Origin of the sequence: Nocardiopsis endophytica (genome assembly GCF_027706725.1) — a bacterium.
In the GTDB taxonomy this organism is placed as follows: Bacteria; Actinomycetota; Actinomycetes; order Streptosporangiales; family Streptosporangiaceae; genus Nocardiopsis_A; species Nocardiopsis_A endophytica.
In genome coordinates, this window is record NZ_JAQFWQ010000026.1 from 55,920 (window position 1) to 71,810 (window position 15,891).

16 protein-coding genes are annotated in these 15,891 nt (G+C 72.9%); 8 read left to right on the forward strand and 8 right to left on the reverse strand.

The window, feature by feature from the left end:
- Positions 1–45 precede the first annotated feature (45 nt).
- Positions 46–1,002 (reverse strand): LysR family transcriptional regulator, encoded by a 957-nt coding sequence (locus tag O4J56_RS11525; RefSeq protein ID WP_270685716.1) that lies wholly within the window; start codon positions 1,000–1,002, stop codon positions 46–48.
- A 71-nt stretch (positions 1,003–1,073) separates the two neighbouring features.
- On the opposite strand from O4J56_RS11525, the gene O4J56_RS11530 reads away from it, so the two are divergent.
- Positions 1,074–1,994 (forward strand): dihydrodipicolinate synthase family protein, encoded by a 921-nt coding sequence (locus tag O4J56_RS11530; RefSeq protein ID WP_270685717.1) that lies wholly within the window; start codon positions 1,074–1,076, stop codon positions 1,992–1,994.
- A 115-nt stretch (positions 1,995–2,109) separates the two neighbouring features.
- Here the strand turns inward: O4J56_RS11530 and O4J56_RS11535 are convergent, their stop codons facing one another.
- Positions 2,110–3,054 carry a TauD/TfdA dioxygenase family protein gene (locus O4J56_RS11535; protein ID WP_270685718.1) on the reverse strand — a complete coding sequence of 315 codons (945 nt, stop codon included), beginning with the start codon at positions 3,052–3,054 and terminating at the stop codon, positions 2,110–2,112.
- Between the two features lie 715 nt (positions 3,055–3,769).
- On the opposite strand from O4J56_RS11535, the gene O4J56_RS11540 reads away from it, so the two are divergent.
- Positions 3,770–4,675, forward strand: a complete 906-nt coding sequence (locus O4J56_RS11540) for a Bax inhibitor-1/YccA family protein (protein ID WP_270685719.1) — start codon at positions 3,770–3,772, stop codon at positions 4,673–4,675.
- A 156-nt stretch (positions 4,676–4,831) separates the two neighbouring features.
- Here the strand turns inward: O4J56_RS11540 and O4J56_RS11545 are convergent, their stop codons facing one another.
- The 3 genes from O4J56_RS11545 to O4J56_RS11555 form a co-directional block, all read right to left on the reverse strand.
- A complete protein-coding gene (locus O4J56_RS11545; protein WP_270685720.1) occupies positions 4,832–5,077 on the reverse strand; it encodes a DUF4287 domain-containing protein in 246 nt (81 codons plus the stop codon).
- Between the two features lie 168 nt (positions 5,078–5,245).
- Positions 5,246–6,469 (reverse strand): acetyl-CoA C-acetyltransferase, encoded by a 1,224-nt coding sequence (locus O4J56_RS11550; protein WP_270685721.1) that lies wholly within the window; start codon positions 6,467–6,469, stop codon positions 5,246–5,248.
- 109 nt (positions 6,470–6,578) lie between these two features.
- Entirely contained in the window at positions 6,579–7,709 is a 1,131-nt protein-coding gene (locus tag O4J56_RS11555; RefSeq protein ID WP_270685722.1) for an SGNH/GDSL hydrolase family protein, read from the reverse strand.
- Between the two features lie 189 nt (positions 7,710–7,898).
- On the opposite strand from O4J56_RS11555, the gene O4J56_RS11560 reads away from it, so the two are divergent.
- From O4J56_RS11560 to O4J56_RS11570, 3 genes are all read left to right on the forward strand, one after another.
- The gene (locus O4J56_RS11560) at positions 7,899–9,266 is read left to right on the forward strand and encodes a cystathionine beta-synthase (protein WP_270685723.1); all 1,368 of its coding nucleotides are present in this window, start codon (positions 7,899–7,901) and stop codon (positions 9,264–9,266) included.
- Between the two features lie 112 nt (positions 9,267–9,378).
- Positions 9,379–10,092: an acyltransferase gene (locus tag O4J56_RS11565; protein ID WP_270685724.1), complete on the forward strand. Its 714-nt coding sequence runs from the start codon at positions 9,379–9,381 to the stop codon at positions 10,090–10,092.
- Positions 10,093–10,102: 10 nt separating this feature from the next.
- Complete coding sequence (locus tag O4J56_RS11570; RefSeq protein WP_270685725.1) at positions 10,103–11,245, forward strand: cystathionine gamma-synthase; 1,143 nt, start codon at positions 10,103–10,105, stop codon at positions 11,243–11,245.
- Positions 11,246–11,319: 74 nt separating this feature from the next.
- Here O4J56_RS11570 and O4J56_RS11575 read toward each other — a convergent pair whose 3' ends face one another.
- Both O4J56_RS11575 and O4J56_RS11580 read right to left on the reverse strand, forming a co-directional pair.
- A complete protein-coding gene (locus O4J56_RS11575; protein ID WP_270685726.1) occupies positions 11,320–11,757 on the reverse strand; it encodes a DUF6292 family protein in 438 nt (145 codons plus the stop codon).
- 356 nt (positions 11,758–12,113) lie between these two features.
- Complete coding sequence (locus tag O4J56_RS11580; RefSeq protein ID WP_270685727.1) at positions 12,114–12,365, reverse strand: hypothetical protein; 252 nt, start codon at positions 12,363–12,365, stop codon at positions 12,114–12,116.
- Between the two features lie 234 nt (positions 12,366–12,599).
- Between O4J56_RS11580 and O4J56_RS11585 the strand changes: the two genes are divergently transcribed.
- The gene (locus O4J56_RS11585; RefSeq protein WP_270685728.1) at positions 12,600–13,409 is read left to right on the forward strand and encodes a GntR family transcriptional regulator; all 810 of its coding nucleotides are present in this window, start codon (positions 12,600–12,602) and stop codon (positions 13,407–13,409) included.
- Here O4J56_RS11585 and O4J56_RS11590 read toward each other — a convergent pair.
- Positions 13,406–13,621, reverse strand: coding sequence for a hypothetical protein (locus O4J56_RS11590; RefSeq protein WP_270685729.1), 216 nt, complete (start codon positions 13,619–13,621; stop codon positions 13,406–13,408). The genes O4J56_RS11585 and O4J56_RS11590 overlap by 4 nt on opposite strands.
- A 174-nt stretch (positions 13,622–13,795) precedes the next feature.
- Here O4J56_RS11590 and O4J56_RS11595 point away from each other — a divergent pair, with 174 nt between their 5' ends.
- On the forward strand, positions 13,796–14,536 hold the full coding sequence (locus tag O4J56_RS11595; protein ID WP_270685730.1) for a GntR family transcriptional regulator: 741 nt from the start codon (positions 13,796–13,798) through the stop codon (positions 14,534–14,536).
- Positions 14,537–14,544: 8 nt separating this feature from the next.
- Complete coding sequence (locus O4J56_RS11600; protein ID WP_270685731.1) at positions 14,545–15,372, forward strand: GntR family transcriptional regulator; 828 nt, start codon at positions 14,545–14,547, stop codon at positions 15,370–15,372.
- Positions 15,373–15,891: the final 519 nt, after the last annotated feature.

The window sequence follows — 15,891 nt, forward strand, 5'->3', positions numbered from 1 at the left end:
CCCTCAAACAGCACGCCGGGGCCGCTTGGGGCGGGACGCCTGGGCCTACTCGTCGGTGCCGGGTCTGCCGTTCACGGCGGCCCTGGCCGCCGCCACGAAGGCGGCGACCGCCGGGTGCTCACCGCCTCCTGCCCGGAAGGCGACCTTCGACCGGCGGAAGACCGGGAGCCGGGTCAGCACCGCCCCCTCGGGGGTGGGCGTGGTGGCGATCTCCGGCACGAACCCGACACCCTGCCCGATGGCGGCGAGGGACAGCACCGTGCGGAAGTCGTTGACCTGGTGGCGGATCCTCGGCTGGAACCCGGCCGCCTGGCAGGCGCGCACGACCATCGCGTGGCCGGTCGTCCCGTCCCGCGCGGTGATCCACGGCGCGTCGGCGTAGGGGCCGAGCAGTTCGGCGAGCGTGGCGGGGTGGTCCGGGGCCTCCGGTGAGGCTTCGCTGCCGGCGGTGGCACGGGCGGTACCGGATTCGGCGCCGGTGGCCAGGTACATCGGCTCTTCCAGCAGGGACACCTCGTCCACCGTCGTGTCCGGCGACGCCGGGACGAAGTCGTAGTCGTGCACCAGCGCCGCGTCGAGGTCGCCCGCCCGCAGGCCGTCGGAGACGCGCGCCGAGTCGATCTCCTGCGCCATCGGCTCCAGCGCCGGGTGGCGCCGGGCCAGCTCGGCCAGTGCGGCCGGAAGGATCGTGTGGCCTCCCGAGGGGAACGTGCCCACCCTCAGCGGGCCGCCGATGCCCTCCCGCGCCCCGGCGAGCTCGGCGACCGCCAGTTCGAGCCGCTCCAGTACGGCGTCGGCGTGCGCGACGAGGGTCCGCCCCGCCGGGGTGAGCACCACCCGCCTGCCGCTGCGCTCCAGCAGCGGTACCCCCGCCTCCCGTTCCAGGGCGCTCAACTGCTGGGAGACGGCGGACGCGGTGAAGGTCAGGGCCTCGGCCACGGCCGCGATGGTGCCCCGCCGGTCCAGTTCGCGGAGCAGGTGGAGGCGGCGGACGTCGAGCATAAGAACAGCTTAGGTGTTTCGCCAGAAATCGGAAATGGACCTACCGGGTCGGCCTCGGCGAGGCTGGGGGCATGGACTCCGAACCGATCCTCACCGGCCTGTACGTCCCGCTGATCACCCCCTTCACCGACGACCTGCGCCTGGACCGGGGCGCGCTGGCCCGCCTCGCCGACGACGCACTGGCGGCCGGGGCCTCCGGCCTCGTCGCGCTCGGCACCACCGCCGAGGCGGCCGCGCTGACCCCGGAGGAGAAGCGCACCGTGGTCGGTGTCTGCGCCGCCGCCTGCCGTGAGCACGGCGCCCCGCTCATCGTCGGGGTCGGCACCGGTGACACCGCCTCCGCCATCGCCGCGTTGCGCGAGCTCGCCGGCACCGGCGACGCCGCCGCGGCGCTCGTCCCCGCCCCGCCCTACATCCGTCCCGGTGAGGCGGCCACGCTGGCCCACTTCACCGCGCTGGCCGAGCAGGGCGGCCACCCGCTCGTCGTGTACGACGTCCCCTACCGCACCGGGCAGACCCTCGGCGCCGACACGCTCGCGGCGCTCGGCCGCCTGCCCGGGGTGATCGCGGTCAAGCACGCCATCGGCGCGATCGACGCGACCACGGTCGACCTGCTCGGCCGCCCCGCGCAGGGCTTCGCCGTGCTCGGCGGCGACGACGTCGTCCTGTCGCCGCTCCTCGCGGCCGGCGCCCACGGCGCGATCGCCGCCTCCGCCAACGTCCGGACCTCCGACTTCGCCGAACTGGTCGCGCTGTGGCGCCGCGGCGACGCCGGACCCGCCCGCAGACTCGGCACCGAACTGGCCCGGCTGTCGGCCGCCCTCTTCGCCGAGCCGAACCCGACGGTGATCAAGGGCGTTCTGCACGCCCAGGGCCGCATCCCCACCCCGGCCGTGCGGATGCCGCTGCTGCCCGCCTCCGCCGGATCGGTCGGCAGGGCCGCGCCCCTGGCCGGCACCCCGGCCCGCCACGGGGCTCCGGCCCCGTGCTGAGACACGGCCCGGGCGGCCCCGGCGCCGGATGAAGCGGGCCGGGGCCGACGGAGGGTGTCATCGCGCCGTCAGTGCGTCCACTGTGTCCACCGTGTCCACTGCGACCACTGCGTCGTCAGTACGGGCGGTCCCCCACGATGGCCACACGCTCGGCGACGCGCGGGTGCGGGTGGTAGTCGTTCACCGCGTAGTGCTGCGTGGCGCGGTTGTCCCAGAACGCGATCGAGTTCTTCTCCCACCGGAACCGCACCTGGTACTCGGGCACGTGCGCCTGCTGGAACAGGTGCCGCAGCAGCGCGTCGCTCTCCTCGCGCTCCATGCCCAGGATGCGGGTGGTGAAGGAGACGTTGACGAACAGCGTCTTGCGCCCGGTCTCCGGGTGGGTGCGCACGACGGGGTGGTGCACCGGCGGGAACCGGTCCTGCCACTCCAGCAGCCGCTCCCGGTCCAGGAAGCGCGCGAAGCCCGGGATGACGTCGTGCTCGGCGACGGCCCCGTCGATGCGGGCCTTCACGTCCTCGGAGAGGTTGTCGTAGGCGGCGGCCATGTCGGCCCACATGGTGTCACCGCCCTGCGGCGGCACCTCGACCAGGCGGAGGATCGCCCCCAGCGCGGGCTCGCGCCGCCACGTCACGTCGGTGTGCCAGACGTTCTCGTAGCTCGGCGGCATCTTCCCCTTGGCGAAGCGCGCCACCACGGCATCGTCGCCCTGGTCGATGAACGGGTTGGTCTCCAGGTCGCCCCACATGCGGGCGATCTGCTGCTGCCGCTCGGAGGTGATCGGCTGGTCGCGGAAGAACACGACCTTGAACTCCAGCAGCGCGCGGTGGATCTCGGCGCGCAGCTCCTCGGAGACCTCCTCGCGCAGGTCGACGCCGTGGATCTCGGCGCCGATCACCGGGCCGAGCGGGCGCACCTCGAACAGCCGGTACGGCGCGGACTCCTGGCCCTCGGCGAGGCGGCGCAGCGTGCGCGGCCCCTCGACGACGGCCTCGTCCACGGTGCGCGCGTCGCGCAGCCGCGTTTCCGGATCCGTTGTCGGGTTCTCGGCGATGGTCATCAGGGAGTTCCTTTCTCTTCTTTCGGGAGCACTGTCTTGGGAGTGCAATCGGGTGGACCGGTCACGGGGTGTCCGGACCGGGGATCGGGGGCCCAGACAGGCCGGGCGTACACGGCACAGCGGCGCGTGGCCGTTGCGTGGCCATACTGCTGCGCCGAGTGATGGGTTCAGGGGTGGCAGGGCGGGTGAGCGGCCCTCTGCCGAACGCGTCCCTCCACCGATGATCTCGGGGAAGTCGGGCTTAAGACGGGCCTCTTAAGCCCGACTTCCCCGAGATCAACAAGGAGTCCGGACAGGGGCCGAAGAGGATGTCGGTGGAGGACGGACAGGGATCGGCGGCGGACCGAGGCCGAGGGGACAGGTGTCCGGCGAAGACGGGTGACCGGCGGAACGGAGGGGCCGAGAAGGCGGGCCGGGAACGTCACCCGGGACGGCGCGGAGGAGCGCGCCGGATCAGACGTGGAAAGGAGGAGACCCCAGGCGGCCGCGGAGGCGGATCACCCCGGCGGTACCGCGGCCGATGGCGCGGTCGCGTCGGCCCCGACGGATCGTCAGGAGGATGCGGGGGTCGGTCGTCATGGCGCCGAGCATGGGGGAGAGGTCCGACGTCTGTCAAGGCGAGTCCGAGCCGTGACACCGCCCGGGAACCCGGCCGAGCGGTTGCACGTTAGGTTGTAGGCAGTAGACCCACGGCCCTGGAAAGGCTTGCGCAAACATGCGGATGAGGAGCTCCAATCCCGTCCTGAAGCGGGCGATGCAGTCCGGTCAGGGCGGCGGGTACGGCCAGCAGGCATACGGCGGCTACCAGCAGCCGTATGGACAGCCCGGATACCCCCAGCCCGGATACGGACAGGACGCCTACGGCTATCCCCAGCCCGGCGCCTACGGCCAGCCGCCCATGGCGCCCGCCCAGGGACGGCTGACCATCGACGACGTCGTCGTCAAGACCGGCATCACGCTCGGCGCGGTGCTCGTCACGGCGGTCATCAACTACTTCATCGGCTGGATGGTCAACCCCGGCCTCGCGATGGTCCTGACCTTCGTCGGTGCGATCGCCGGACTGATCCTCGGCCTGGTCATCGGTTTCAAGGGCTCGACCAACCCGGCCCTGATCCTGACCTACGCCGCCCTTGAAGGGCTCTTCGTCGGCGGCTTCAGCTTCATCCTCGAAGCCCAGCTCGTGGCCACCGGGGTGTCCAACTCCAGCACGGGCTCCCTCGCGGTGCCCGCGATCTTCGGCACGATGTTCGTCGCCGGGACGATGCTGGCGCTCTACAAGTTCAAGGTCATCCGCGTCACCAACACCTTCGTGAAGGTGGTCTCGGCCGCGGCGATCGGGTTCTTCGTCCTGATCCTGGCCAACTTCCTGCTGAGCTTCTTCATCGACGGCGGCCTGGGCCTGCGCGCCGCCAGCCCGCTCGGCCTCATCGTCAGCGCCGTCGCGATCGTGATCGCCGCCGCCGTGCTGGCGATCGAGTTCAAGAACGTCGACGACGCCATCGCCATGGGCATGCCGGAGAAGTTCTCCTGGCAGCTCGCCTTCGGCCTGACGGTGACCCTGGTCTGGCTCTACATCGAGATCCTGCGCCTGATCTGGATCATCAAGTCGCTGTTCGAGTAGCCCGCGTGGCCCGAACGGCCCGAACGGCCCGGGCCGCCGCCTGAGCGGCCCTCGGACCGGACACGGGAAAGGCGCCGCACCCGAAGGGGTGCGGCGCCTTTCCTGCGCCGGGAGAACGCCCGGTCGCCCGTTGTCCGTCGTCCTGGGGAGCCGGCCTCAGGAGCGCTGCCGCGGGATGGGCTGGTGGCTCCGGTGGCGGCGCATGTACTCCTGCACGATGGCGTGCGCGTAGCCGCGGGTGAGCTCGTACTCGTCGGCGAGCCAGGCGCTGCGCTCGGAGCAGCGGGTCAGCGACGGCCCCCTGTCGAGGGCGTCGAACCACTCGTGGAGGTCGCGACCGGTGACGGACGGGATGCGGGCGAGCAACTGGGCGTGGATCTCCGGCGAGTGGGTCACCGCCATGGGTGCACCTCCGATGCTGAGCGGCACTTACCTGCGACCTTGCAACAGGATGAAGCCTTGGACAAGCCCCGATGACAGGGTTTTACCCTCGGTTTCGCCGCCCGGGGCGCCCCACTGGCCCGGGACGCCCCGATTCCTCCGCATCCGCCCGGAGCGCGGCCCCGGCGGTCAGCTCAGCCGCTCGAAGACGGCCGCCATCCCCTGGCCGCCGCCCACGCACATGGTCTCCAGCCCGAAGGTCTTGTCGTGGAACTGCAGCCCGTTGAGCAGGGTCCCGGTGATCCGCGCACCGGTCATGCCGAAGGGGTGGCCCACGGCGATCGCCCCGCCGTTCACGTTGAGCCGGTTCTCGATGTCGATCCCCAGGTCGTCGGCCGAGGGCAGCACCTGGGCGGCGAAGGCCTCGTTGATCTCGACCAGGTCGATGTCGGAGATGGTCATGTTGGCCCGGCCCAGCGCCTGCCGGGAGGCCTCCACCGGGCCCAGCCCCATGATCTCGGGGGACAGCGCGCTCACCCCGGTGGACACGATCCGCGCGATCGGGGTCAGCCCGAGCTGGGCGGCCTTGGCGTCGCTCATGATCACCACGGCGGCGGCGCCGTCGTTGAGCGGGCAGCAGTTCCCGGCGGTCACCGTGCCGTCCGGCCGGAACACCGGCTGGAGCTGGGAGACCTTCTCGTAGGACGTGCCGGGCCGGGGGCCGTCGTCGGAGTCGACCACGGTGCCGTCCGGCAGCGTGACCGGGGTGATCTCGCGGGACCAGAACCCGTTCTCGATGGCCTTCTCGGCGAGGTTCTGCGAGCGCACGCCGAACTCGTCCTGGCGCTGCCGGGAGATGCCGCGCGTCTGGGCGACGTTCTCGGCGGTCTGGCCCATGGCGATGTAGACGTCCGGCAGCTCGCCGTCCTCGCGCGGGTCGTGCCAGGTGTCGGCGCCGCCCTCGGCGCGCCGGGCGGTGCGCTCCTCGGCGGCGGTGAACGCCGGGTTCTTGGTGTCGGGCAGGGAGTCGCTGTTGCCCTTGGTGAACCGGCTGACCATCTCCACGCCGGCGGAGACGAACACGTCGCCCTCCCCGGCCTTGATGGCGTGGTAGGCCATCCGGGTGGTCTGCAGGCTGGAGGAGCAGTACCGGGTCAGGGTGGCGCCGGGCACCGTGTCCCAGCCGAGCTGGACCGCGATCACCCGCGCCAGGTTGTGGCCCTGCTCGCCGCCGGGCAGGCCGCAGCCCAGCAGCAGGTCGTCGATGTCCCGCGGGTCGAGCTGCGGCACCTTGGCCAGTGCCGCGGTGATGATCTGGGCGGTGAGGTCGTCGGCCCGCAGGTCCTTCAGCGACCCCTTGAAGGCGCGCCCGATGGGTGAGCGCGCGGTCGCGACGATGACGGCTTCAGGCATGCTCGCGGCCCTTCCGATGGTCGGTACGGTTCTCGGGTCTGCCGTGGTAGATCCCGTTATTACCAGCAAGTTAACCTGTCGGCCGCCGGGCCGGTGGCGCCGGGGTGCCTCAAGTGCGCGAGGGCGCGGTGCTCTCCGCGCCTCCGGTCCCTCCGGTGCCTTTGCCTCCGGTGCCCTCTGGGCCCCCGGGCTCCCCGGCCGCTCCGGCGCCCCCGGAGGCCGGGGCACCGGCACCGGCGCCGGCCTCCATCCCCTCCTGCGCCTCCGTCCCGGGCCGGGCCCGGCCGCCGCGCCGCAGCAGGGCGGCCCAGCGCCCGCGCGGACCGCGCTCGCGTCCGGCCACCCGCACGCCGCTGACCTCCATGCCCGGCTCCTCGGCGGCCTCCACCGCCGCCCGGTCCACCGGCAGGACGCCCTCGCCGCCGCGCCGGTCCAGCGGCGCCTCCAGCTCGGGCAGCAGCCCCAGGGCGGCGCAGGCCGACGGCAGGACCGCGGTCGCCGCGTGCGCGTACCCGCGCGCGGAGGGGTGGAACCGGTCGGGGCCGAACATCTCCTCGGGGCGCGCGTCGAAGTCGTCGGCGAGCAGGTCGGTCAGCGACACGGTCCGCCCGCCCTCCTCCACCACCGCGATGGTCTGCGCGGCGGCGAGCTGGCGCGAGGCGCGTCTGGCGACGGCCCGCAGCGGCTGCCCGATGGGGCGCACGCTGCCCAGGTCGGGGCAGGTGGCCACGACCACCTCGGTGCCCTGCGCCCGCAGCGCGCGCACCACGCTCTGCAGGTGGTGCACGGCGTCGGCCGGGCGCACCCGGTGGATGACGTCGTTGGCGCCGATGAACACCACCGCCAGGTCGGGGGCCCGCCCGTCCAGCCGCTCGGCCTGGCGCACCAGGTCGGCCGAGGTGGCGCCGACCTTGGCCGTGCTGCGCAGCCGTACCGGCCGCTCGGCGGCCTCGGAGATCCCGGCCGCCAGCAGTGCGCCGGGCGTCAGCGGCCCGTCGGTCAGGGCGAACCCGGCGGCGGTGGAGTCGCCGAGGACCGCGAAGTCGATGGGTGGGCCGGTGCCGCCGCCGTAGACGCCCTCCACCTCCGGCGGCGTCCACGAGGTGAACCCGATGGCGCGGTGGGCCAGGCGCGCCTGCAGGTACAGCAGCGCCATCGTGCCGGCCCCGAGCAGGGTGAGCCCGCCGCCGCCGAACGCGGTCGCGGTCGCGATCCTCCTGGCCCGTGCGGCGCGCAGCATGGCCCCCTCCTCTGCCCCGGCGCGGTGCTCCCCGTCGTCCGATAGGAGGATGCCCCCCGCACGCGCCCCGTACGCACCCGCGGACCCGGGCGGGGACCGCGCGGCCCTTGTAGTGTCGGTGCCACCAGGGGAGACCGCCCCCACCAGGGGCGGGTATCCCGGACAATGGCGTTCAGAAGGGGAGCCCCGATGCGGGTGCACCAGTCGTTGATCGATCTCGTCGGAGACACCCCGCTGCTGCGGCTGAACAAGGTGACCGAGGGCCTGGCGCCGACCGTGCTGGCCAAGGTCGAGTACTTCAACCCCGGCGGATCCGTGAAGGACCGCATCGCGCTCCGGATGGTCGAGCAGGCCGAGAAGGACGGGCTGATCGGCCCCGGCGGCACCATCGTGGAGCCGACCTCGGGCAACACCGGGGTGGGGCTGGCCATCGTCGCCGCCCAGCGCGGCTACCGCTGCGTGTTCGTGTGCCCGGACAAGGTGGGCAACGACAAGCTCGCCGTCCTGCGGGCCTACGGCGCCGAGGTGGTGGTGTGCCCGACCACGGTCGCCCCCGACCACCCGGACTCCTACTACTCGGTCTCCGACCGCCTGGCCGAGTCCATCCCGGGCGCCTGGAAGCCGGACCAGTACGCCAACCAGAACAACCCCGAGTCGCACTACCGGTCCACCGGCCCGGAGATCTGGGAGCAGACCGAGGGGCGGATCACCCACTTCGTCGCGGGCATCGGCACCGGCGGCACGATCACCGGCACCGGCCGCTACCTCAAGGAGGTCTCCGACGGCCGGGTGAAGATCATCGGCGCCGACCCCGAGGGGTCGGTCTACTCCGGCGGCAGCGGGCGCCCCTACCTGGTGGAGGGGGTCGGCGAGGACATCTGGCCGGAGACCTACGACCCCTCCATCTGCGACGACGTCATCGCGGTCAGCGACAAGGACTCCTTCCTCATGACGCGCCGCCTGGCCAAGGAGGAGACGCTGCTGGTGGGCGGCTCCTGCGGCACGGCGGTGGAGGCGGCGCTGCGGGTGGCCGCCACCGCCGGCCCCGACGACGTGATCGTGGTGCTGCTGCCCGACGGCGGGCGCGGCTACCTCGCCAAGATCTTCAACGACGAGTGGATGGCCGACTACGGCTTCCTGTCCACCGAGACCGAGGAGCCCACCGCAGGGGACGTGCTCGCGGGCAAGAGCGCCTCGCTGCCGGAGTTCGTGCACGTCCACCCGCACGAGACGGTGGGCACGGCGGTGGAGGTCATGCGCGAGTACGGGGTCAGCCAGGTCCCCGTGATGAAGGAGGAGCCGCCGGTCATGGCGGCCGAGGTGGTCGGCTCCATCGCCGAGCGCGACGTGCTGGACGCCCTGTTCGCCTCCCGGGCGCGGCTGCAGGACACCGTCGGCGACCACATGAGCGCGCCGCTGCCGGTGGTCGGCGGCGGCGAGCCGGTCAGCCGGTGCGTGGAGCTGCTGCGCGGCGCCGGGGCGCTGGTGGTGCTGCGCGACGGCAAGCCCGCCGGGGTGCTCACCCGCCAGGACCTGCTGGCGCACATGGCGGGGTAGCGTTCGCGCGGCCCGGCCCCCGCCCCGTCGGGCGGGGGCCGCGGACGCGGGCGGGGCCGGCGCCTATTACAGTTCACCACGGTATTACCCGTCGGTAGATTCGAGGGTGCGGGTGGCACGGCTGACGTCCTGGATCGCGCGCGGGCTGTGGGGGTGGCTCCGCCGCAACGCCGACGTGCGCGCGGGCACCCGCGCCGCGCGCCGGTTCGCCGCCTACGGCCCCGGCACCTCCATCGCCTTCCCCACCGCCACGGTCTTCGGCGAGCCCTGGATCGCCCTGGGCGCGCACACCCTCATCGGCGCCGACATCACCCTGTCCGCCGGGATGCTGCCCGGGATGGATCTGGGCCCCGAGCCGCTGGTGCGGATCGGCGACGGCTGCACCATCGGCCGCGGCTCGCACGTCGTGGCGCACTGCTCGGTCGAGATCGGCGACCACGTCTTCACCGGGCCCTACGTCTACATCACCGACCAGAACCACGTGTACAGCGACCCGCACACCCCCGTGGGGCTGCAGTGGCCGCAGGACGCCCCGGTCCGCATCGGGTCGGGCACCTGGATCGGCGCCAACGCGGTGGTGCTGCCCGGGGTGCGGCTCGGGCGCAACTGCGTGGTGGCCGCCGGGACCGTGGTGCGCCCCGGGGAGTACGCCGACCACAGCGTCATCGCCGGGGTCCCCGGCAGGGTGGTGCGCCGCTACGACGAGGACGCCGGGTGGGAGCCGCCCCTGCGCCCCGACGCCGGCGGCTCCCACCCCGCACGCCGCGGCTGCCCGGGCCTCGCCCCGCCGCCCGACCGAGGGGCCCCGGGCACCCGCGCGGACTAGTGTGGGCGCCATGACGTTCGACGGGTTTGAGACGCTGGCGATCCACGCCGGTCAGGAGGCCGACACCGAGACCGGTGCGGTCGTCGTCCCCATCTACCAGACCAGCACCTACGCCCAGGACGGCGTGGGCGGCCTTCGGGGCGGCTACGAGTACTCGCGCACCGCCAACCCCACCCGCAAGGCGCTGGAGGAGTGCCTGGCCGCGCTCGAGGGCGGCGCGCGGGGGCTGGGGTTCGCCTCCGGCATGGCGGCCGAGGACACCCTGCTGCGCACGGTCGCCGGGCCGGGCGACCACGTGATCATCCCCGGCGACGCCTACGGCGGCACCTTTCGGCTCTTCTCCAAGGTGCTGGAGCGCTGGGGGGTCGCCTGGGAGGCGGTGCCGCAGACCGACCCGGACGCGGTGCGCGCGGCGGTGCGGCCGGAGACGGTGGCGATCTGGACCGAGACGCCCACCAACCCGCTGCTCAACATCACCGACATCGAGGCGCTGGCCGGGATCGCCCACGACGCCGGCGCGCTGCTGGTCGTGGACAACACCTTCGCCTCGCCCTACCTGCAGCGGCCGCTGACCCTGGGTGCGGACGTGGTCGTGCACTCCACCACCAAGTACCTGGGCGGGCACTCCGACGTGGTCGGGGGCGCCCTCGTGGTCGCCGACCCCGAGCTGGGGGAGCGGCTGGCCTTCCACCAGAACACCATGGGCGCGGTCGCCGGCCCCTTCGACGCCTGGCTCACCCTGCGCGGCGTCAAGACGCTGGGCGTGCGCATGGACCGGCACTGCGCCAACGCCGAGCGGATCGCCGACGCGCTGCGCCACCACCCGGCCGTGAGCGAGGTGATCTACCCGGGCCTGGCCGAGCACCCCGGGCACAAGCTGGCGGCCAGGCAGATGCGCGGCTTCGGCGGGATGGTCTCCTTCCGGCTGCGCGACGGGGAGAAGGCGGCGCTGCGGATGTGCGAGCGCACGCAGGTGTTCACCCTGGGCGAGTCGCTGGGCGGGGTGGAGTCGCTGGTCGAGCACCCGGCGCGGATGACGCACGCCTCCACGGCCGGGTCCCCGCTGGAGGTCCCCGCCGACCTGGTGCGGCTGTCGGTGGGCATCGAGTCCGGCGACGACCTGGTGGCCGACCTGCTGGCGGCGCTGGACTGACCGCAGGACCGCGTGCGCGGCCCCTCCCGGTCCGCCGGGAGGGGCCGCGCCTCGTCGTGTGGGCCCGGCCGCGCCTATGCCCCGGTGGAGCCGTAGGCCGCCAACCGCTCGTCGAGGCCGTCCCCGTAGTCGCGGAAGGAACGGTGGACCGGGCGCTCGGCGGTGCCCGGCTCGGTCCCGGCGATGACCGCGCGCACGGCGCGGGCCACCTCTCCGGGGTCGGGGAGCAGCCCGAGCCGCAGGTAGCGGGTGTCCTCCAGGGCGACCCACCCGTCGGCGTCCATGGTGCCGAAGCGCCAGCCGCTCTCCTCGTCCCAGACGAACCGCAGCCGCTCGCCGGCGGCGCCGCGCGCGATGACCGTCGCGTCGCGGGGGTCCATCGGGTCGTTCCAATGGTCGAGCACCTCGGTGCCGTCCGCGGCCAGCGCGGCGGCGACCGCGTCGACGTAGGGCCGGGGCAGCAGGACCCACGCGGGGGTGTAGGGCGCGGGCATCAGGCCGTTTCCGTTCACGGCGCGTTCCTTGTCTAGGACTGTGAGGATTCGAGGACAATGTGAATGCGACGGTGCGCATGGTGCGAAAGTGAAGAGAAGGGGAGCGGGCTCGGGTCAGGGCGGCCGCGTCCCTTCTCGGGTCAGGGATATTCGGTGTGGGCCCACGGCGCCAGTGGGGCGCGCGGGTGTTGTGCAGCCGTGATGGTCTCCGACCGCTATCGGTCGGCGTGGTTTCGCGCCCCCAGGGTTCGGTGCCCGATTTCGTCCTCAGAATCCTGTTCACCGCCCCGAATGGCGAGCGTGCCCGGCGGTGCGCCGGACACGCGGTCCATTCGGGACGCTCCGCGGCCGTTTCCGTGCGCGGACCGGCCGCCTCAGATCAGGGCGCCGGTCCGGCCGCGCCGGCCCTCCGCGTCGGACCGGTCGCCGAGGCTCTCGGGGAAGCAGAGCCCGGAGACGGTGCGGCCGGCGCCGGAGAAGGAGCGGTTGTCGCTTCCGTCGCGCAGCGCGCGGTAGCGGCCGCGGTCGTTGCGCTTGATCCCGATGGAGGCGGCGATCAGCAGTCCCAGCAGGGTGCTGAAGAACACCACCAGGACCAGCAGCAGGATCCCGATGACCAGGGGCATCTTTCATCCTCCTTTCGAACCGCGCAGGGCCGTGGGCCCCGCGCGACCCCGGAGGCTCTCCGGGGGAGGAACGCACCCGATGCGGCCGGGAGGGAGAAAGATCGTCTTCTTCGGCGTTCTCCTGTTCAGCTTCATCAGATTCATTCCTATGATTATCACCATCGGCTCCCGACGGCGTTGCGTCAAGGCCGGTGAGTAGAATTATTGGTACGAATCTGCGAACGGGAGCGGACAATGGAGCCTCGGCACCTGGAGATCGCCCAGGACCTCATGGAGGACATCGACCAAGGCCGTTACGCCCCCGGAGCGCCGCTCCCCACCGAGGACCGCCTGATGGAGCTCTACGGCACCTCGCGCAACACCGTGCGCCGCGCCATGCAGGAGCTCACCAACCGCGGCCGGATCGACATCAAACAGGGCAGCGGGAGCACCGTGCGCCGCTACCGGCCCACCACCCACCTGGCCAGCTCCGCCGAGGGCGAGGCCGACGACGAGCGGTACGCCGCCTACGTCCGGCGGATGCGCGCCGAGCAGGGGATCGAGCCCAACCAGCGGCTCCGGGTGATCGTGGAGTCCGCCGGGCCGACCGTGGCCGACCTGCTGGAGCTCGGCCCCGCCGAGGAGGACCGCTACGTGGTCATCCGCAGGTGCGACCGCTACCTGGCCGGGCGGCTGTGGCAGCGGCAGCTCTCCTACTACCCGCGGCGGCTGGCCCAGGGGTCGGACAAGGGGTCCGAGCTCATGACGCCCGAGGACATCCAGCGCGGCACCCGGACCCTGCTGGCGGAGATGGGCTACCCGCAGACCCGCTCATGGGACGTGGTGGGCGCCAAGATGCCCTCGCTGAAGGACTCCACGCTGTTCGGGATCGGGCCGGGCATCCCGCTGATCGTGCACGACCGGCTCGCCTACTCGGGGGACGAGCCGGTGCGGTTCACCAAGACGCTGATGCCGGCCGACCGCCACCAGCTCATGTACTTCGAGGGGGAGATGACCCCCGAGCAGCTGCGGGCCGGGACCGACCTGAACATCTACGACCACTAGGGCGTGTGCGCGGGCGTCCTCGGTGCGTCCCGGAATGCCAGGCCCACCACGCGCCGGCCGGAGGCCGACAGTGGGCCCCCGTCGGGGTCGTCGCGCAGGGACCGGTAGCCGCCCTTGCGGTCGCGGCTGCGGATGCCCAGGGAGACGGCGAGCATGAAGCCCAGCGCGAGGCCGGTGACCACCAGCCCCGCGACCAACAGAAGGACCGCCATGGGGCGCCCTCCTTCCCGGTCTCGGACCCGCCAGGGGGTGCGGCGGGGGAGTCGGTGCCGGGATCGTCGTCGATCCGCGGAGTATCGTCGGTTGTCCCACCCATGGATGAGGTGGGACCAGGACAGCGGTTTGGACTTGTTGGTACAGGCTGCATACCCCTCGAGGGACGGTTCATGCGCGAGGAGAGCAGATATCGGAGGATCGCCCGGATCCTCCGCAGGGAGATCCAGGGCGGCGACCTGGCTCCGGGGGCCCGGCTGGCCTCGGAGAAGGAGCTGGAGGAGCGCTTCGAGGCCTCCCGCAACACCGTGCGCCTGGCCCTGGGGATGCTGCGCAACCAGGGGCTCGTGGTCAGCCACCCGGGCCGGGGACACTTCGTGCACGACGTGCTGCCGGTGACCTACTACGCCAACCGCTCGGCGAAGGAGACCGGGTCGGGCATCGAGTTCGCCGCCTTCGGCGCGGGCGCGCGGGTGGCCGAGCTGCTCATCGAGAGCGCGTCGGCCGAGGTCGGCAGCAGGCTCCGCATCCCGGAGGGGGAGCGGGTCGTGGTGCGCCGCACCTACGGGTACGTGGACGACCGCCGCGCGATGCGCCGCACCTCCTACTACCCGATGGACATCGCCGAGGGCAGCGCGCTGATGCACCCGGCCGACCTGCCGGAGGGGGCGGCCGCCGTGCTGGCCGGACTCGGCCACCCGCAGGCGGGGCACGTGGACGAGCTGCAGACACGGATGCCCACCCCGGAGGAGGCCGAGGAACTGGCCATCGGGCAGGGGGTGCCGGTGCTGGAGCTGTACCGCACCGGCTACTCGGAGGTCCGCCCGATCGTGCTCGAATGGGTGGTGTTCGCCGGGAACGGCGCCCGGTTCCAATACGAGATCGACGACGTCAGCGCATACCGAAGGGACTGACGGCAGCGATGAGCGCGCCCAAGAGGACGATCGTGGCCGAGCACCTCCGCCAGGCCCTGATGAGCGGCGACTACCAGCCGGGGGAGCGGCTCCCGCACGAGGAGGAGCTGGCCGACCGGTTCGGGGTGTCCCGCGGAACGGTGCGCACGGCGCTGCGGACCCTGCAGGAGGAGGGCAGGATCAGCATCCTGCCGGGGCGCGGGGCCGAGGTGCGCGAGTACAGCCCGATCGTCCACCTGGCGACCGAGGTGCGCGGCGGCCGGGACTCCGAGCGCTTCGACACCGGCTACGCGCCGAACCTGCGGGCGCAGGGCTACGACTCGGTGGTCGAGGAGATCAAGGTGGTCATCGAGGAGGTGCGCCCCAAGGTCGCCCGGCGTCTGGGCCTGCCCGACCCCTCCGGTGCCGAGCGGTCCGCCTCTCCCCACGACCACCGCATCGTGGTCCGCCGCTGCGACCGTTTCGTCGACGGGGTGCTGTGGGAGTCGCAGACCAGCCACATGCCCTACGGCATCGCGGGCGACACCGAGCTGATGTCGCCCGAGCGGATCGGCAGGGGCATCGACCAGGTGCTCGCCGAGCTGGGCCACGAACGCGAGTGGTCGTGGGACGTGGTGGGGGCGCGGATGCCGATCCCGACCGAGATCGACGCGTTCGGGCTGCGTCCCGGCGTCGTGCTGCTGGTGCAGGAACGGGTCACCTACGCGGGCGACCGGGCGGTCCGCTTCACCGAGACGGTGATGCCGGCCGACCGCCACCAGCTCCTCTACGCCGACGGCGACGCCCCGGGCGAGCTGCTGCTGCTGGCCTCGGACGTGAGCATCTTCGAGACCTGAGGGCCGACGAACGCCCGCCACAGTCGACCACGGGGCGTGTGCGCGGTCACCGAGGTGGGGCGGCGACAAAGGCCGGCGGCCCGCGCCGCAGCGTCGTCGGCCGTGAGGCGTGTGCGTGGTCGCGGTGGATGGCGGCGACGGAGCGAGCGGGGCGGTTCCCGGGCCCTGCCTGCCGTCCGTCCGCCCCCTCGCGGTCCGTGTGGTCGGGCGGCTGAGCAGGTACCCCGCTCACGGGTCCTGGCCGGGCGGCAGGCCGACGGAGCGTGAGCAGGATGGCGGCGACGACGAAGGTCAGCGGCCCGTGCCGCAGCGTTGTCGGCCGTGAGGCGTGTGCGTGGTCGCGGTGGATGGCGGCGACGGAGCGAGCGGGGCGGTTCCCCGGCCCTGCCTGCCGTCCGTTCGCCCCCTCGCGGTCCGGGCGGCGGCGCGACCGGGCGGGTTCGTGGTCGCCCGCGGTGCGCCCTGGCCCCCTCCTCGTTGATCTCGGGAAAAACGACGCTACCAGGCCGGTTTTAGCGT